Here is an 18,452-nt window from a genome sequence, read left to right on the forward strand (position 1 = left end):
TTTTGGAAGATCCGTATAAGTGTTAAGTTTTCTTTTTGGAAAACTATTTGATGCTTAGTTTTGTTTAAGTAGTTGAAAATGTGGGGTTGCGAGTTTGGTTTTGGAAAACTTTTCAATAAGTATTCTTTTTAACGTAGGGTAATTTGGATAACTGGTAAAGTATGCGTAAACTTGCAGTCGCAAAATAAATATAATAATTGTGGATCGTAAAACTTACACTTTTGACGAAGCGTTTAAGGCTTCATTGGATTACTTTACCGGTGACGAGCTCGCCGCTAAAGTATGGGTAAATAAATATGCCTTGAAGGATGCGTTTGGAAATATCTATGAGGAATCTCCGAATGATATGCATCATCGCTTGGCAAGTGAGATTGCCCGTGTGGAAAAAAAGTATCCGAATCCGTTGTCGGAACAAGAACTTTTCGACCTGTTTGATCATTTCCGCTACATCGTTCCGCAAGGAAGTCCGATGACGGGAATTGGCAATGATTATCAAATTGCCTCACTCTCTAATTGTTTTGTTATCGGATTGGACGGGCAAGCGGATTCGTATGGTGCGATTATTCGTATTGACGAAGAACAGGTACAATTAATGAAGCGCCGTGGTGGTGTAGGCCATGATCTTTCGCATATTCGCCCGAAAGGTTCTCCGGTTAAGAATTCTGCGTTGACTTCTACCGGGTTGGTTCCGTTTATGGAACGTTATTCGAATTCCACCCGTGAGGTGGCCCAAGATGGCCGTCGTGGAGCTTTGATGCTGAGCGTTTCTATTAAACATCCGGACTCGGAGGCGTTTATCGACGCTAAGATGACGGAAGGTAAGGTTACAGGTGCAAATGTATCTGTGAAGATTGATGATGATTTCATGAATGCCGCGGTTAATGGCGGTACCTATAAGCAACAATATCCAATTGATTCGGATTCTCCCGTTTATGTGAAGGATATCGATGCTTCTGGCTTATGGAAAAAAATTATTCATAACGCTTGGAAATCCGCTGAACCGGGTGTGCTATTCTGGGACACGATCTTACGTGAGTCTGTACCAGACTGCTATGCGGATCTGGGGTTCCGTACGGTTTCCACGAATCCTTGTGGCGAGATACCTCTTTGTCCGTATGATAGTTGCCGTTTGTTAGCGATCAATTTATATTCATATGTGGTAAATCCGTTCACTCCGGACGCTTATTTCGATTATGATTTGTTCAAGAAGCATGTAGGTTTGGCCCAGCGGATTATGGATGATATTATTGATTTAGAGTCGGAGAAGATCGAGATGATCTTGGCTAAGATCGACTCGGATCCGGAATCCATGGAGGTAAGACAAACAGAGCGTCATTTGTGGGAAAAGATCCAACGAAAGACTTTGCAAGGACGCCGTACAGGTGTGGGCATTACGGCGGAAGGCGATATGATTGCCGCTTTAGGTTTGCGTTATGGAACAGAAGAAGCAACCGATTGTGCGGAACTTATACAAAAGACATTAGCTTTGGCCGCTTATCGTTCATCCGTAATGTTGGCGAAAGAACGTGGTGCCTTTGAGATATTCGATGCGAAGCGTGAGGAAAAAAATCCGTTCATCAACCGTTTGCGTGAGGCTGATCCTGCTTTATATGAGGATATGTTGAAATACGGCCGTCGTAATATCGCTTGCTTAACAATCGCTCCGACAGGAACGACTAGCTTGATGACACAAACCACTTCCGGTATAGAGCCGGTATTCTTGCCGGTATATAAGCGCCGCCGCAAAGTAAACCCGAACGATTCCGAGGCTCGTGTGGATTTCGTGGATGAGACAGGCGACGCTTTCGAGGAGTATATCGTATTCCATCATAAGTTTGTAACGTGGATGCAAGCGAATGGTTATTCGGCAAGTAAGAAATATACACAAGAAGAAGTGGAGGAGCTAGTTGCTAAGTCTCCTTATTATAAAGCGACTTCCAATGATGTCGATTGGTTACAAAAAGTCCGTATGCAAGGACGCATTCAGAAATGGGTGGACCATTCTATCAGCGTAACGATCAATTTGCCGAACGATGTAAGTGAGGAGTTGGTAGATTCTTTGTATGTTGAGGCATGGAGATGCGGATGTAAAGGATGTACTGTTTATCGAGATGGTTCTCGTTCCGGTGTCTTGATTGCGACAGATAAAAAGAAGAAAAAAGAGGATTGCAACTGCATGCAACCACCGGTTATCGTATCTACCCGTCCTCGTGAATTGGATGCGGATGTGGTAAAATTCCAGAATAACCGTGAGAAATGGATCGCTTTCGTCGGCTTGTTGAATGGCCGTCCGTATGAGATCTTTACCGGTTTGGCCGATGATGACGAGGGTATCATGTTACCTAAAAACGTTTCTAAAGGTACGATCATCAAGAGCTATGATGAGGATGGTAATAAGCATTACGACTTCCAGTTCAAGAATAAACGCGGTTATAAAATGACAATCGAAGGCTTGGATGGCAAGTTTAATCCGGAATATTGGAACTATGCTAAATTGATTTCCGGTGTGCTCCGTTACGGAATGCCTATCGATCAGGTTATAAAACTGGTACAGGGTATGGAGTTGAATAGCGAGTCTATCAATACTTGGAAGAATGGCGTGGAACGGGCCTTGAAGAAATATTTACCGAACGGCATGGAAGCGAAAGGGCAGAAATGTCCGAACTGTGGGTTGGAGACCTTGATTTATCAAGAAGGTTGTTTGATCTGCACGAATTGCGGAGCCTCTAAATGCGGTTAAATAATTGACTAAATCTATATACCATGAAAGTCACTTTTAATATAAACTTCCATACCGTTTGGGGACAGAAGTTATGTGTAGTGGGCTCCATACCGGAATTAGGCTCTTGGGAACCTGCTTTGGCTAAGGAGATGAATTACTCTGGGGATGGAAACTGGAAACTGGAACTGGATCTTCCACCCGATATAAAAGATATAGAATATAGATATTTCTTAAGTGTTAATGATAAGCAGATCTTTGAGGAGTGGGAGAAGAATCACCGGATTGTATTGGATGGACAATCTGATTCTTACATCCTTTATGATTATTGGCAAATCCGTCCGGATAATCTAGCCTTTTATTCTTCGGCTTTCACCAAAAGTTTATTCGCTCATCCCTGCAATACACATGAGAGGGTCGTTAGAAGTGGAAGAAAATTGGTGATAAAGATATCCGCTCCCCGGGTGGAAAAGAATCAGTGTGTAGCCATTACTGGAAATCAAGAATGCTTAGGTAACTGGCATTCGGACAAGGCTTTATTGCTGAGTTGCGATACTTTCCCGGAATGGCATATTGATTTAGACGCTGCGGAGATACGGTATCCTTTAGAATATAAATTTTTGGTTTGGGATAATGATTCCCGTCAACCTTTGTATTGGGAGAGTGATGAGAATCGTATTCTAAGTCTTGTTCCCCAGAAACAGGGTGAGACCGTTGTTATATCTGGTCTTTACTTCCGGGATAGCTTACCGTTATGGCGTTGTGCCGGCTCGGTTATCCCCGTCTTTTCCTTGCGCTCGGAAAAGAGCTTTGGAGTAGGTGATTTGGGAGATTTACACATGTTGGTGGATTGGGCTAGAAAGACGCACCAACGTATCATTCAAGTATTACCTATGAATGATACGACAATGACCCATACTTGGGTGGATTCCTATCCGTATAGCGCTATTTCTATTTATGCCCTTCATCCCATGTATGTGGATTTATCGGCTTTGGGGACCTTGAAAGATCCGGAGAGAGCTGCTTTTTATGCAGGGAAGCAAAAAGAATTAAACGCAAAAGATACGGTTGATTACGAGGAAGTACTGAAATATAAATTGGGTTATTGTCAAGAATATTTCGCAGGGGAGGGTAAGGCCGTATTAGATACGCCGGAGTTTAAAGAGTTCTTGGCGCAAAATGAGTCATGGTTGATGCCTTACGCTACTTATTGTTTCTTGCGGGAAAGTTATGGGACATCGGATTTCTCTCAATGGCAAGGTAATTCTACTTACAATAAGACACGTGTTCGCACCCTATGCCGGGAAGATAGTGACGCATGGCCGGAGATCTCGTTCTCTTATTTCTTGCAATATGTATTGCACAACCAGTTCAAGTCGGTATCGGATTATGCCCGTAAGAATGGAGTTGTATTGAAAGGTGATTTACCCATTGGCGTGAGCCGCACTAGTGTAGAGGCTTGGACGGAACCGAAATATTTTAATATGAATGGTCAAGCGGGTGCTCCCCCCGATGACTTTTCCATGAACGGTCAGAACTGGCTGTTCCCGACTTATAACTGGGATGCGATGGAGAAAGATAATTTCTCTTGGTGGAAAAAACGCTTCGCTAAGTTAAGTGATTATTTCGATTGTTTCCGTATAGATCACATCTTGGGATTTTTCCGAATATGGGAGGTTCCTTGTGAATATGTGCAAGGGCTTTGTGGTCATTTCAATCCAGCGTTGCCGTTCTCGAGAGAAGAGATCGAGCAGTATGGATTGAATTTTAACGAATCTCGTTTCACGACTCCACATATCAATCGACAATTCTTATCGGAATTGTTTGAGGAAAATACAGAAGAGGTGATAGGTGCTTATTTGGCACAATCCTCCTCCCGGCATTATGTGTTAAAACCGTTCTGTGATACGCAAAGGAAGATTGAGGCGTTGTTTGCGGATAAGGCGGATCCAGTTTCCCTACGGATCAAGAATGGCCTGTTTACGATTGCGAATGAGGTATTATTTCTTCGTGACCCAAGAGAGACCGATAAGTTCCATCCCCGGATCTCGGCGAATCAATCCTATATCTATCGGGAATTGAGTGGTTCCGACCGTTATGCGTTCGATCAGTTATACTGGCATTTCTTCTATCATCGCCATAATGATTTTTGGAAGGCGCAAGCGTTTAAGCGTTTGACACCGTTGGTTGCGTCCACGGAGATGTTGGTTTGTGGAGAGGATCTCGGTATGATCCCCGCCTCTGTTCCCGAGGTTATGAATAAGTTGCAAATACTAAGCTTGGAGATTGAGCGTATGCCGAAGAGCCCACAGCGGGAATTTTCCGATATGTTCAATCTGCCTTATCATTCGGTTTGTACGACTTCTACACATGATATGACTCCTCTTCGTAATTGGTGGAAAGAAGATCCGGAGAAGACACAGCGTTATTACAACCATGTATTGCAACGGATCGGTGAGGCCCCGGATGAATGTACGGCTGAAATCGTTGCCCAGATTATTTCTAATCATTTGAAGACTCGTTCCATGCTGACGATTATTCCGTTGCAGGATTGGTTTGCTATGGATGATTCTATCAAGCGAAAGGATATAGAATCCGAGCGTATTAACGTTCCTGCGAATTCAACGCATTATTGGCGCTACCGGATGCATATTACGTTGGAACAGCTTTTACAGGCTGATAACCTGAATAATAAGATAGTCTCGTTGATAAAAGAGGCTGGACGAAAATAAGAAAGACTAAGGGCCGTATCGAAAAGTGCGGCCCTCAGTCTATTTGTCCGCTTTCTTTTTCTCGGAACACATCGAGCAGGCTCCGTTGAACCGTGCGTTTGGTTCGATCTCTAGGGATTGGGTATATATATCTCCCTTGATAATTGCTGTTGATTTTAGAATAAGCTTTGCGCTTACTTTTACGGAGCCATCTACCTCACCGAGAATCTCAGCATTCTCGGATACGATATTGCCTGTTACGCTACCTTTGGGGCCGATAACGATCTTGCCGTTGCAACTGATATCTCCTTCTACTTTTCCATCCAAGCGAAAGTCTGTCTCTGTGATAATATTACCCTTTATCGTTGTCCCCGCAGCCAAGGCGTTGTGTAATCCGCCTGCGGAATTTTCATCTTTTTGTTTTATTCCCATCATAATGTGTTGTTACTTGGTTGACAAATATAAGACTATTTTTTTGCAGGAAGGTTTACTTTCTATACATTTACAGATAAATTAAAAGATTATGACAACAAAGATTGAATTACGAAGGATGACATTCTATGCCTATCATGGCGTGGCACCCCAAGAGACCCGGGTTGGGAATACTTTTATCGTAGATTTGATACTGACAGCTCCGTTGGAGAATGCGGTATGGAGCGACGATTTAAGCGATACGATCAATTACGCCACAGTATATGAAACCGTGAAAGCAGAAATGGCTATCCCCTCGAGACTTCTCGAGCACGCGGCGGGGCGTATCTTGAAGGCTTTGAAAGAGAGATTTCCACAGATCACGGAGGTGGAACTTGTCTTGTCTAAATTAAATCCTCCGTTTGGCGGAGATATTCATAGTGCCTCGATAATTCTTAAAGAAAGCTTTCTTTCTGTTTAGAAACTTTTATTTACCTTCGCGTTTGTAAAGAAGTGATGCGATATACGATATACTAAAAGCACAAATACGATAACATTATGGCATTTACCAACAACGTAATGATTGTTCGTCACGGATTGCTGGCGAAGTTAGTAAAGCTCTGGAAAGAAAACCGTCTTCTAGAAGAAATTGATCGCTTACCGATCGAGTTGAGTCCCCGAAAATCGAAAGTGAGGGGCCGTTGCTGTGTACATAAGGAACGTGCCGTCTGGAAATACAAAACCTTGCCTTTGCTTGGTTTTGATATGCAGGACGAGGAAGATGAGTTGACACCGCTTTCAGAGTATGCGAAGCGTGCCTTGTTCCGCTCGGAGAATAAGAAGGAAAATATCATGTGTGTAGTGGATGAGGCGTGTTCCTCTTGTGTCTCCGTGAATTATGAGATCACGAATCTTTGCCGGGGTTGCGTGGCTCGTAGTTGTTATATGAACTGCCCGAAGGACGCTATCCGATTCAAGAAAAACGGTCAGGCCGAGATTGATCATGAAACTTGTATCAGCTGTGGTAAATGCCACCAAAGCTGTCCGTACCATGCCATCGTTTATATCCCGATCCCTTGCGAGGAAGTTTGTCCGGTTAAGGCGATCAGCAAGGACGAGTATGGGGTGGAGCATATCGACGAGTCTAAATGTATATATTGCGGTAAATGTGTGAATGCTTGTCCGTTCGGTGCTATCTTCGAGATCTCGCAAGTATTCGATATCTTGCAACGCTTGCGGAATAAGGAACAGATGGTAGCGATTGTCGCTCCGTCTATCTTAGCTCAGTTTAGCGCTCCGAAGGAAAAAGTGTATGGCGCTATCAAGTCCTTGGGATTCGAGGAAGTGGTCGAGGTGGCGCAAGGCGCTATGGAAACCACCCGTCATGAGGCGGAAGAATTGATCGAGAAATTGAAAGAAGGACAACCGTTCATGACCACTAGTTGCTGTCCGTCTTACGTGCAATTGGCCGAGAAACATATCCCGGATTTAAAGAAATACATCTCTTCTACTGGATCTCCGATGTATTATACGGCCCGTATCGTGAAGGAAAAATATCCGGATGCGAAGATCGTGTTTGTTGGCCCGTGCGTGGCGAAACGAAAAGAGGTGAAACTAGATCCGTGCGTGGATTTTACACTTACGTTTGAGGAAGTAGGTTCCGTATTGGAGGGATTGGGTATCAAGATCGAGGAGGCCCAGCCTTTCTCTGTATTATTTAACGCTGTCCGTGAGGCGCATGGCTTCGCCCAAAGTGGTGGTGTGATCAACGCCGTTAAGGTTTATTTGAAGGACGAGAACGTAAATGCCGTGCAGGTAGCCAACCTGACAAAGAAAAATGTGGCATTATTACGTGCTTACGCTAAAACCGGAAAGGCTCCCGCGCAGTTTATAGAAGTGATGGCTTGCGAGGGCGGTTGTGTGACCGGTCCTTGTACGCACGCCGATAAGACTGCCGGACAAAAGCAGCTTATTAAGGAGCTTACTAAATTCTAGACAAAATGATTAAAAAATTGGTTTTATTTGTCTCCTTGACGGGAGTTTTTCTATGTACCGCTTCTTGCGGACATAAAGAATTACCGTCAATGGGAGATTATTCCGTACAGGTATTTAATGATACCCACGTACGTTTCGCTCCGGATGTATATCCCGCCGCTTTTAACGCTCCGGGACCGGACAGTATCTATCATTTGGTGAATGGCCGTATTATCTTGAAGAAGGTAACATTGCCGGAATATAAGCGAAATGTTTCCGTCAAACTCCGGGTTACGGTAGCTTCGAATGGAGATCGCTGGGATAAATCCGGCTCTTGTTTTGTATTGCCAAATGCCTCGGGCATTAATTTGTTGAATATCGCTAAAGGGGAGAAGGAGTTTCCTGCGGTGGATAGCGTGAAACTGGAGAAGATGATCGGTATCATCCCCGGGACGGATTATCAACCTACCGTGGAATTGATGCGTTTCATGACTCCGTTCGGAGTAGGGCATTACAGTAGTCCCGAGGATAGCTTGACGAAACATCGTAAACCTGTGTATGTCGACCATTGGGAGGATAGCGTAAGCTGGGAGCAAGACATAACCGATTTGTATCCTCTTCTGGAAGGTGGCGCTTATGTTGGGATCTTTATCGATACATGGACACCGGAAGGATACGTCGCTAGCATGACGATCGATGTGGACGAGTCCGATCTGACTTGCGACGCTTTGCCGAAGAAACATGTAGAGCCGTTGATGAATACGGTTTATTATATCGGGCAGGAATATCCGGATATATTCGCCCGGAAGGACGTGTCATTGGATTTTGATATTCCTCAAGGCGCACGTGATGTCCGTCTGAAATATATCGTTACGGGACATGGCGGTCATTCCGGTGGTGATGAGTTCGTGGAGAAACAGAATATTGTATCTGTTGATGGAGTTCCTGTCTTGGATTTTGTTCCTTGGCGTACGGACTGCGCTTCTTTCCGTCGTTTTAATCCGGTTACCGGGGTTTGGTTGAGAAAGCGTCTGGCTGCCTATATCACCGAGAAGGGTTATTCGGAGAAAGAAGTAGAGGAACCCTTGGCGTCTTCGGATCTTTCCCGCTCTAATTGGTGTCCCGGATCGGACGTGATACCGGAAGAGGTGGAGCTGAAGGATATCCAACCCGGCCATCATACGCTGACGGTGAGTATTCCGGAAGCGGCAGAAGTGGATGGGAATAAGCTGAATCATTGGTTGGTCTCAGCCTATTTGGTCTGGGATGAGTAAATAATGTGATAATATGTTATGTACCAATGTGCCAATCATGCTCTCTTCAACTAATTGGCATATTGGCACATTAGCCAATTAAAAAATTATTGATATGGAAGACTTGTTACCTTTCGCCCTATTATGTTTCACTTCGTTTTTTACGTTGACCAATCCACTCGGTACGATGCCGGTTTTCTTGACCATGACCAATGGTATGAATGACCATGAGCGGAAAGCGATTGTCCGAAGGGCCACGATCGTGTCGTTCATCACCTTGATGGTTTTTACTTTCTCCGGTCAGTTCCTGTTTAAGTTCTTTGGTATCTCCTCGAACGGCTTTCGCATAGCTGGCGGCTTTATTATCTTCAAGATTGGGTTTGATATGCTTCAAGCACGCTACTCGAACGCGAAGTTGAAAGAGGAAGAGGTGAAAACCTATGCGGATGATATATCCATTACTCCTCTGGCAATCCCGATGTTGTGCGGTCCGGGAGCGATCGCCAACGCAATCATGCTTATGGATGATGCCTCGACACTCAGCTTAAAGGGTACGTTGATTGGTATTATCGCATTGGTTTATTTTATCACGTTCTTGATCTTACAAGCTTCTACCCGTTTGGTACGGATATTGGGAGAGACGGGAAATAACGTGATGATGCGTTTGATGGGATTGATACTGATGGTGATCGCCGTGGAATGTTTCGTAAGCGGATTGAAGCCTATCTTGATCGATATCTTGCGTGAGGCGATGGGCTAACAAATTACCAGACCAGCTTCTTTCTGCGATGGGCGCTAAATATTGGAATAACCTTTTTTTATCCTCATCGCAATCGGAGATATTTGCTTTCCAGATAAGTCGCTCTGCTTGGAACGGGAGATACGATATGATATCATGGGTGTGTGTTGTTCCGTTTGAGATCGTGATCTTCTTGGATTTAGCATACAGGTTCATATCCTTCATTTTTTGCTGTCCTTCAGGTGTCGTATCATGAACTTCTTGTGTGAAATGAAGTCTGTTTATTTTTAACATGGCTAGGTGATCGATCAATTCTTTGAGATTATCCTTCGAGATGAGAGTGAAAGGTGTGTGTATTGCCACGGTCCGATTGCTGTATCGGGGGCCATCTAGTATGGTCATTCCCGGTACGTTCCATTGAATGTTCTCTACCTGAGTTTGGCTGTTTATTGCTGGAGGAAGCAGAAAACGTAAGGTTTGCGTTGCGTAAAAGAAACCTTTTTGTCCGGATGCTTTTATTAGAATACAAGAGGGGGCTATATTCAGTTTATAATGTTCGGCCGCTAGTTCTCTGTCTGTGCGGAATATGATATTGGCTCGTTTGTCTTGTATTTTTATTTCCGGGGTGAATCCGGCGGAAAGCGTGAATAGATCGGTCAACTCCCGAGCGATCATAGCCTGTTTTTCATTTTCTACACTGATGAGGGTTGCCTTGTTGAATGTGAAATCACCTTTGTCTGATACACTTTGCAAGGGGAAAGGAATGATCTCCGGTTTTTCGTCCGGAAGGAAACATTTTACAAGTATCATAACCAAAATAATAAAATATATACCCGTTGTACGTAACATAAGAATAATTTTTAATGATATGCTTTTTTGTTTAATTTTTCACTTGCTGCAAATCTATGCTTTAAGGATATTTTCTTGAGTCCAAAATCGTCCGTGAAAATTCAAAAAACGTTTTTTTATACTCTGCAAGCCTTATATTTCGGACGATTTAGTATTTTTGCCGAACAATGGGTGATATACAACTATGCGAGTATTTTGGAAGTTTTTACAATTATATCTATTACTGTTTTTAGTGTGTTTAACAGAGTCTCTTTATGCAGCTCCTAGGTATTATTTTAAACAAATCTCTTTGGAAAACGGATTATCGCAGTCTTCCGTAAAATGTGTGCTGGTAGATGAAAGAGGGGTTATGTGGATTGGTACCCAGTTTGGGTTGAATCGTTTCGATAGGGAAAAGATTACCGTTTATCAGGAGGAGAGGGAGAACCCGCATTCTCTTCCTTATAATGATATAGTTTTTTTGGAGGAAGATGCGGAGGGAAATATTTGGGTAGGGACTAGTCGCGGATTGGCATGTTTCGAACGTGATACCCAAAAATTTATGCGTCAGGAAATAGACGGGCAACCTATGGTCGCTGCTTGTAGCCTCCTCATGCCGGAAGGAATCTATTTTTTAGGGAAGCAAGGTGTTTTTTGTTATTCCTATGCGGAAAAGAAAATGATCCGGTGTAAGTTCAAGGAAAGTCCGTTTGAATTTTCGCCTAATTATGTTTATTTGTATGACGAGAAAGAGAGGAAGGTCATACTGTCTTTTCTGGAAAAAGGGCTTTGGTGGTATTCGCTAGACACCGGAGATATGGAACGTGTGTCGTTTATCCCCAAAGGGAATATCCCCTCCATGTATATAGATTCATTCAAGAGAATATGGGTGGCTATCTATAATAAAGGTGTTTTTTGTTATGATCGAGAGGGGAGATTGCAGGAGCATTTGGAAACCCCGGAGAGATTGACTCATAATATCGTGCAAGATATGTGCGAGAAAGATGGCGAACTTTGGCTGGCGACGGACGGAGGTGGTATCAATATATATAATTACAAAAATAAGACCGTAAGAGCGATTATGCATCTTCCGGGCGATCGCCATTCGTTGCCGGTAAATTCTTTCGCCTGTCTGTATATCGATGATGAGGATAATGTTTGGGCGGGCAGTATCAGGGGAGGATTGATCGGCATCAAACCTGTTTTTATGACGACTTATCGGGATGCTCCTCCCGGGGCTTCTTACGGTTTGAGTTTTCAGTCGGTCACTTCCATGTATGAAGATCGTGATGGGAAAATCTGGATAGGAACGGATGGGGGAGGTCTTGATTTGTTTGATCCGCAAAAAGAGACTTTCCGGAAATATCCTCAGACTGCGGGGATGAAGGTGGTGTCTATCATGCCGTATAGCGATTCGGAATTGTTGTTATCTTTGTTTGGTGTAGGGCTTTATCATTTTAATAAAAATACAGGAGAATGCCGGGAGTTTTTGTTAAATTGGGGGCATGTGCGAAAGGATTTATTCTTACGAGGTAATTCGATTCGTTTATTTCCTTTAGACGAGGACTGTTTTTGTCTTTTATCCGATAATCATTTGTCTGTGTATAATCGGCGGAAACAACAATTTGAGCCTTTACCGGAAGATCTGTTACCGCAAAGTTTGCTTGCACCCCGTTTCATACAAGGCGATTCTTGTTACATAAGTTCTTCCGCAGCTTTGTATGTGTTGGATATCCCGCATAAGCAACTACGTCCGTTATTTGTGAGGAATGAGGATATCGGTACGATACTTGCGGTAAAACAAGATAAAGATAACCGTTTTTGGTTGGGGACATCTTCCGGTCTATATGTTTATGACCGTCTCTCGGAAAGATTGGACACGGTTGATCAGGATCGTTTTATTGGGGTAACGTCTCTTGCGTTTGATCGTTCTGATCGCCTTTGGATAAGTACTCATGAAGGGTTGTATGCGTATGTACCGGATGAGAAGCGTGTAATCGTTTTTGGGGAATCTGACGGTGTCTTTACACGTGAGTTTCTTCCGGAACCTGCTTTTGAGGCTTCTTCCGGTAATATTTATATTTCTGGGGTGGAAGGGCTGGTTAGGATACGGCCCGACTATGACATTCATGAGGAAGAGGATTTTTCTGTAAGCATGATTAATTTGGCTTTAGATGGGGCTCCGATTCATCCCGATGGTATATCCGGGGAACAGGCTATTTCCATTCCGTGGGATTATGTTTCTTTTGGGTTAAGTGTTATCGTGAAAGAGAAGGATTTGATGCGGAAGAAATTATTCCGTTTTTACATCAAGGGAGACCGTGAGGAGTTGTTGGAGACTTCAAGCCATGCATTTACATTTCCGGCGCTTTCTCCGGGCAACTATGAATTATGGGTTTCCTATAGCAAGAAGAATGGAGACTGGAGTGTTCCTTTGAGATTATTGGCAGTAGATGTGGAGCCTCCTTTGTGGAGATGCGCTTGGTTCCTGATTGCGATGGGGGTGATCGCGTTTGCGGCAATTGGAGGGATGATCTGGTCTGTTATGCGACGCAAAGAACGGAAACTTGCTTGGGCCATGAAAGAACATGAACGAAAGTTTTATGAGGAAAAAGTCCGTTTCATGGTGAACATCAGCCATGAATTACGTACGCCGCTTACTTTGATCTATGCTCCGCTCAAACGTTTGCTGAAATCCGGAAAGGTGACGGATAAAGATGTATCCCGGCAATTGGATGGTTTGTTGTTGCAAACTTGCCGGATGCGGGAGATCGTCGATATGGTGCTCGATGCCCAGAAGTCTGATACGAACGGCGATGTTATGGATATTCGTTTTTACGATCTTAACGATTGGATACGATTGGTAACGGATGATTTTATCATGGAATTCGAAGCCCGTAGGATTTCTGTGCGGTTCCAGTTGGATGCTTCGGTAGAGAAGGTACCCTTTGATACTTCCAAATGTCGTGTCGTTTTATCTAATTTATTGATAAACGCGATGAAATTCAGCGATCCGGATACCTCATTGGTCATTGGTACGGAGCGTATGGATAAGCATGTGCGGGTTTTCCTTGCGGACCAGGGGATCGGATTGAGACATGTGGATATAAACCGTCTTTTTACCTGTTTTTACCAAGGTGAACACGACCGTAAAGGGAGTGGGATCGGGTTGGCTTATGCCCGGAAACTTATAGAGTTGCATGGCGGAAGTATAGGTGCTTACAATAATGAGGATGGAGGTGCCACTTTCTATTTCGACCTTCCTTTCACGCAAGCGTTTGTTGCCGCGGAACCGGATAGCGTTATCGATTTAAGCGTGAAGGGCACTGACAAGCCGGAAACAGATGTGCGCGGGGTACAGGTAGATACGGAGCTTGCTAAATATACATTGTTGGTGGTTGAAGATGAGATAGAGCTGCGTAACTACTTACTCGGTGTCTTGCAGGCAGAGTTTAAGGAGGTTTTTGTAGCCGGAGACGGGGAAGAGGCTTGGGAAATCTTGGGTCAATGTCAGCCGGATATTGTAATCAGTGATGTCATGATGCCTCGGACTGATGGTTTTGAGCTGTGTTACCGAATCAAGAACGACGTAGCGGTTAGCCATATTCCTGTGGTTCTATTGACCGCTAGGGTGGATCAAGCAAGTTCGGTAGAGGGGTATAAATCAGGGGCGGATATCTATTTGGCGAAGCCGTTTGATATAGATTCCTTGTTGGTGATTCTGCGGAATATATTGAGACAGCGAGACCTACTTCGTGTGCGTTATCGTGAGTCCGGTTGTCTATTCTCTCCAAAAGAGGATGCGACAAGCAATGCGGACGAACAATTCATGTGTAAATTGAATACGTTGCTTCGGGAGAACTTGAGTAATCCGGATTTGAATGTGCCTTTTATCGCCTCTGCGATGGCGATGAGTAGAACGACGCTTTATAGCAAGTTCAGTCATTTGTCGGATGTCTCGGTTGGTGATTATGTGATTCGGTTTCGTATGGTCGAGGCTTCTCGGTTGCTTTCATCTCATAAGGATATGAGTATTCAGGAAGTAGCGGACCGTGTCGGTTTTTCCAGCGCTCGTTATTTTAGTACGGCTTTTAAACAAAGCTATGGGGTCACTCCAACCGAATATCGTCGAAATAATTAAGTGTTAGTTGCAGACTATTCTTTTCATAAATTCAATCTTTTTAGCAAAATCTGATAGATATCTCCTATAAACAACTTTTTGGGTGAGTCATATGTTTTAAATAGCTCCTGAATGAGGACATTATGATAGATTTTCTATGATAATTATTATTGTCTACCTATTGACATTTCGGGTTGGCTAGTGTAAAATTGGCTTAAAAAAGTATGGCTACAATAAAAGTAAAATTTCGTCCATCGACGGTGAGAGGCAAAGCGGGTGTTGTCTGTTACCAACTTTGTCACAGACAGGAGAATAGGCAAATAACTACCGATATGCGGATATTTCCTCATTGGTGGAATGGGGAGAAACGAGAGTTGGTTGTTACGCCTGACAATGAAAAAACTATTTTTTCTTATCAGAAACGAATAAATGCGGACTTAGCTGCGATCCGGAAAATCATTCGGGAATTAGATGCTGTAGGGAATGAATACACCTTGTCCGATGTGATCGGGAGATTTCGATCTCCAAAAACTGAAACCGGAATGTTGGACTATTTGAGAAAAGAGATTGGACTCCTTCATGATAGCGGTCAATTCAGTACTTCCCGTAATTATTTACGAACATTGAACAGCTTTTCCTCTTTTTTAGAGAATTGTGATATACCTCTCACCGCATTAGACTCCGATACGGCTTGCAAATATGAGAAATGGCTATGGGGAAGGAGAGTGAGTAAGAATAGTAGCTCATTTTATATGAGAATCTTGCGTGCCGCTTATAATAAAGCTGTACAAGAGCAACTTGTGGAGCAAGCTTTTCCTTTTCATGAGGTATATACCGGGATCGCCAAGACATCGAAACGTGCCGTTAGTGAAAAGACCATTTTGAAATTGCAGAGACTTGACCTGTCTTATTCATCGGCTTTGGCTCTCTCCCGGGATTTGTTTGTATTCAGCTATAGTACTCGAGGGATGGCGTTTGTGGATATGGCTTATTTGAAAAAAGAAAATATAGGTAAAGGGGTAATTACTTACTGTCGCCATAAGACCGGTCAAAACCTGACGTTGCGTATTGAACCTTGTATAGAGGCGATCTTGAGACGATATCTATCGGACTCTTCGAAAACTCCCTATGTATTTCCAATCATTACCGATGAAAATCCGGATCGGGCTTATTTGCAATACCAAACGGGATTGAATTACCATAATCAGAAATTAAAGCGATTGGGGAAGTTAATCGGTGAGACATTGCCTCTATCTTCATACACTCCCCGCCATAGTTGGGCTACCGCTGCACGCAATCATAATATCCCTGTTGCGGTTATCAGCGCAGGAATGGGACATACCTCCGAGAAAACAACTCTTATTTATTTGGACTCTTTGGATAACTCGTTGATAGACAATGCGAATAATGGGATTTTAAAAGATCTAAATTCTACTGTCTCTTGGTAAGAAATCTTAGAAATACGTCGCAAATGTAATTATAATCTGCAAAACAAAAAAATAAAGGGGGGATTTTTGGATATAAATTGTATCCTCTGTTGATGTAACTCGTTAACAAATAGCGTATATAAATACGTTAATTGTTTTCTTCTCTATTATTCTTTGTCTGGTCTGGAAAATGAGAGTGTATACTTTTTTCGACAACAACCTTATCTTTTTTCGAGTATCAAATTGAGTAAACCGAGTAAAAAAGTAGTTTATATATATATTATATATTTGATAATAAGATAAATAACTATTTGTACTGTTTCTTACCAAGAAACGGTAGAAATATAGGGTTAGGGTTTCCCATTCACTGTAGTCAGGAATGGTCCTCATTTCGGAATTTTATATAAAAATAGCCGGATTAACCTTGATTGCTGTATATCCTTTAATCAAAAAATAAGGAAATACAGGAATGGAAGGTATATCCTCTTTGTACATGAATAAAAACGGTATAATTCATTGAAAACAATAACACTTGACGGCAACCATTGGTTTGCGCTAAAAGTATTTTATAACAAAGTTTTTGAGATCGAGGAATCCCTCAAGAAGGATGATATCGATTGCTATTTCCCTTGTGAGTATGCGGTGGTCATGCGGAATGGAGTAAGAAAGATCATACGTAAACCAATTATCAGTTCAATCCTGTTCTTTCATTCTACGACATTGCGTGCGATGGAGATACAGAGGCAATTCACGGACAAGGTGATCCTGTATACAAGAGATAAGGAATTGAAAAAGGTGCCACTTATCATTCCGGACCGGGAGATGAATATTTTCATGTTGGTCACGTCATCCGGCGAGAAAGGAATGGAATATTTGGGGGCTGACAGTACCAAGTTTTGTCGGGGAGAACGTGTGAGAGTGATTGACGGGAAATTCAAGGGGGCGGAAGGATATATCTGCAGGATCAAGAAAAACAGCCGTTTGGTTGTCGCCATTCAGGGGGTCTGTGCCGTAGCGACCTCCTATATCCCACAAAGCTTTATTCAAAAAATATGAGAACGATAATAGAGACCGGTCTTTTTTTATCAGGTGGTTTTTTGATATCCATTTTACAGGGATTGATACTTATCCCCAATATCTTGTTGATCTCCTATAAGAAACGATTGTTTGATCAGCCCGACGAGCGTAAGGTGCATTCCATACCTGTTCCCCGCTTGGGAGGTATCTCTTTCTTCCCGGCGATACTCGTGTCGCTCTGTTTGATAATCGGTCTGTTCCATTGCGTTGGGATTCCGATAGCTCGTTTGCTAACCGATCGAAGTTTGTTGGAGTTACTGTTTTGGGTCAGTGGTTGTATGCTACTTTATCTCATTGGTGTGGCAGATGATCTGGTGGGTGTCGGTTATCGTTACAAATTTGTTGTTCAGGTTTTTACGGCGATCCTATTGGTGTTGCCGGGGGCATGGATTAACTCGTTAGGCGGTTTGTTCGGAATTTATATGCTTCCTTCGTGGGTGGGTATTCCTTTGACGGTTTTGATAGTCGTTTATATAACCAACGCTATTAACCTGATTGACGGTATAGACGGCTTGGCTTCCGGCTTGAGTTGTATCGCGCTTACCGTATTGGCGGCTATCTGTATATCTAACGGATCTTATTTTTATGCATTGTTGGCGTTAGCTACGTTAGGTATATTGATACCTTTCTGGTTCTATAACGTTTTTGGCAACGCTCAGCGTGGGCACAAACTTTTCATGGGGGATACAGGAAGCTTGACGATCGGTTATATCCTCAGCTTCTTGGTAATACAACTAAGTGTCGTACATTCAGATGGGGAGGTCCGGACAAACCCTTATATGGTTATAGCATTCTCGACGCTCTTGGTTCCTCTTCTTGATGTCTTCCGTGTGGTGTTGCATCGATTACGTAAAGGCAGGAATCCCTTCTTACCGGATAAGAATCACATCCATCATAAGTTGTTGCGGACTGGTATGCGTGTCCGTACGGTATTGGTGACGGTCCTGTTAATCTCCTTCTTTTTCATAGGGATGAATATCCTGCTGTCCCCGGTTTTAAATCTTACTTGGTTATTGGTACTAAATATGTTGTTGTGGGCATTGATACATCTTATCATCAACCGGTGTATCATCCTTTACAAGGAAAAAAGTAGCATCAATGAAATCAATTAATTTTATATCAATAAGAGTTCTCATTATTCGTAACCGTTATGGCTACAAATATGGCTACCATTACGGCTACGCTGGATATAC

11 protein-coding genes and 1 pseudogene are annotated in these 18,452 nt (G+C 43.1%); 10 read left to right on the forward strand and 2 right to left on the reverse strand.

Annotated elements, in window-relative coordinates; genetic code table 11:
- The first annotated feature begins 199 nt into the window (after positions 1–199).
- Positions 200–2,740 (forward strand): adenosylcobalamin-dependent ribonucleoside-diphosphate reductase, encoded by a 2,541-nt coding sequence (locus NBH07_RS18715; RefSeq protein WP_005855085.1) that lies wholly within the window; start codon positions 200–202, stop codon positions 2,738–2,740.
- 23 nt (positions 2,741–2,763) lie between these two features.
- Positions 2,764–5,451: a 4-alpha-glucanotransferase gene (locus tag NBH07_RS18720; RefSeq protein ID WP_044545962.1), complete on the forward strand. Its 2,688-nt coding sequence runs from the start codon at positions 2,764–2,766 to the stop codon at positions 5,449–5,451.
- A gap of 39 nt (positions 5,452–5,490) precedes the next feature.
- On the opposite strand, the gene NBH07_RS18725 is transcribed toward NBH07_RS18720, so the two are convergent.
- Positions 5,491–5,862 carry a bactofilin family protein gene (locus NBH07_RS18725; RefSeq protein ID WP_005855088.1) on the reverse strand — a complete coding sequence of 124 codons (372 nt, stop codon included), beginning with the start codon at positions 5,860–5,862 and terminating at the stop codon, positions 5,491–5,493.
- Between the two features lie 91 nt (positions 5,863–5,953).
- On the opposite strand from NBH07_RS18725, the gene folB reads away from it, so the two are divergent.
- From folB to NBH07_RS18745, 4 genes are all read left to right on the forward strand, one after another.
- Positions 5,954–6,322 (forward strand): dihydroneopterin aldolase, encoded by a 369-nt coding sequence (gene folB / locus NBH07_RS18730; protein ID WP_005855090.1) that lies wholly within the window; start codon positions 5,954–5,956, stop codon positions 6,320–6,322.
- Positions 6,323–6,399: 77 nt separating this feature from the next.
- A complete protein-coding gene (locus NBH07_RS18735; protein ID WP_005855092.1) occupies positions 6,400–7,836 on the forward strand; it encodes a monomeric [FeFe] hydrogenase in 1,437 nt (478 codons plus the stop codon).
- A gap of 5 nt (positions 7,837–7,841) precedes the next feature.
- Complete coding sequence (locus NBH07_RS18740; RefSeq protein ID WP_156682347.1) at positions 7,842–9,089, forward strand: PNGase F N-terminal domain-containing protein; 1,248 nt, start codon at positions 7,842–7,844, stop codon at positions 9,087–9,089.
- Positions 9,090–9,183: 94 nt separating this feature from the next.
- Positions 9,184–9,828, forward strand: coding sequence for a MarC family protein (locus tag NBH07_RS18745; protein WP_005855096.1), 645 nt, complete (start codon positions 9,184–9,186; stop codon positions 9,826–9,828).
- A gap of 426 nt (positions 9,829–10,254) precedes the next feature.
- Here the strand turns inward: NBH07_RS18745 and NBH07_RS18750 are convergent.
- A pseudogene (locus NBH07_RS18750) lies at positions 10,255–10,656 on the reverse strand (glycoside hydrolase family 20 zincin-like fold domain-containing protein); the annotation flags it as partial.
- A gap of 184 nt (positions 10,657–10,840) precedes the next feature.
- Between NBH07_RS18750 and NBH07_RS18755 the strand changes: the two are divergent.
- The 4 genes from NBH07_RS18755 (at position 10,841) to NBH07_RS18770 (ending at position 18,371) form a co-directional block, all read left to right on the forward strand.
- Complete coding sequence (locus tag NBH07_RS18755) at positions 10,841–14,776, forward strand: hybrid sensor histidine kinase/response regulator transcription factor (RefSeq protein ID WP_009018604.1); 3,936 nt, start codon at positions 10,841–10,843, stop codon at positions 14,774–14,776.
- A 203-nt stretch (positions 14,777–14,979) separates the two neighbouring features.
- Positions 14,980–16,203: a tyrosine-type recombinase/integrase gene (locus NBH07_RS18760; protein ID WP_005865498.1), complete on the forward strand. Its 1,224-nt coding sequence runs from the start codon at positions 14,980–14,982 to the stop codon at positions 16,201–16,203.
- Between the two features lie 495 nt (positions 16,204–16,698).
- Positions 16,699–17,238, forward strand: coding sequence for a UpxY family transcription antiterminator (locus tag NBH07_RS18765; RefSeq protein ID WP_005865503.1), 540 nt, complete (start codon positions 16,699–16,701; stop codon positions 17,236–17,238).
- On the forward strand, positions 17,235–18,371 hold the full coding sequence (locus tag NBH07_RS18770; protein WP_005865505.1) for an MraY family glycosyltransferase: 1,137 nt from the start codon (positions 17,235–17,237) through the stop codon (positions 18,369–18,371). Before NBH07_RS18765 ends, NBH07_RS18770 begins: the two co-directional genes overlap by 4 nt.
- Positions 18,372–18,452 lie beyond the last annotated feature (81 nt).

It is taken from the genome of Parabacteroides sp. B2-S-102, from assembly GCF_023656665.1.
In the GTDB taxonomy this organism is placed as follows: Bacteria; Bacteroidota; Bacteroidia; order Bacteroidales; family Tannerellaceae; genus Parabacteroides; species Parabacteroides distasonis.

Coding starts and splice junctions, on each gene's coding strand:
- NBH07_RS18720 (WP_044545962.1), top strand. CDS start 2,764: ATGAAAGTCACTTTTAATATAAACTTCCATACCGTTTGGGGACAGAAG.
- NBH07_RS18725 (WP_005855088.1), bottom strand. CDS start 5,862: ATGGGAATAAAACAAAAAGATGAAAATTCCGCAGGCGGATTACACAAC.
- folB (WP_005855090.1), top strand. CDS start 5,954: ATGACAACAAAGATTGAATTACGAAGGATGACATTCTATGCCTATCAT.
- NBH07_RS18735 (WP_005855092.1), top strand. CDS start 6,400: ATGGCATTTACCAACAACGTAATGATTGTTCGTCACGGATTGCTGGCG.
- NBH07_RS18740 (WP_156682347.1), top strand. CDS start 7,842: ATGATTAAAAAATTGGTTTTATTTGTCTCCTTGACGGGAGTTTTTCTA.
- NBH07_RS18745 (WP_005855096.1), top strand. CDS start 9,184: ATGGAAGACTTGTTACCTTTCGCCCTATTATGTTTCACTTCGTTTTTT.
- NBH07_RS18755 (WP_009018604.1), top strand. CDS start 10,841: ATGCGAGTATTTTGGAAGTTTTTACAATTATATCTATTACTGTTTTTA.
- NBH07_RS18760 (WP_005865498.1), top strand. CDS start 14,980: ATGGCTACAATAAAAGTAAAATTTCGTCCATCGACGGTGAGAGGCAAA.
- NBH07_RS18770 (WP_005865505.1), top strand. CDS start 17,235: ATGAGAACGATAATAGAGACCGGTCTTTTTTTATCAGGTGGTTTTTTG.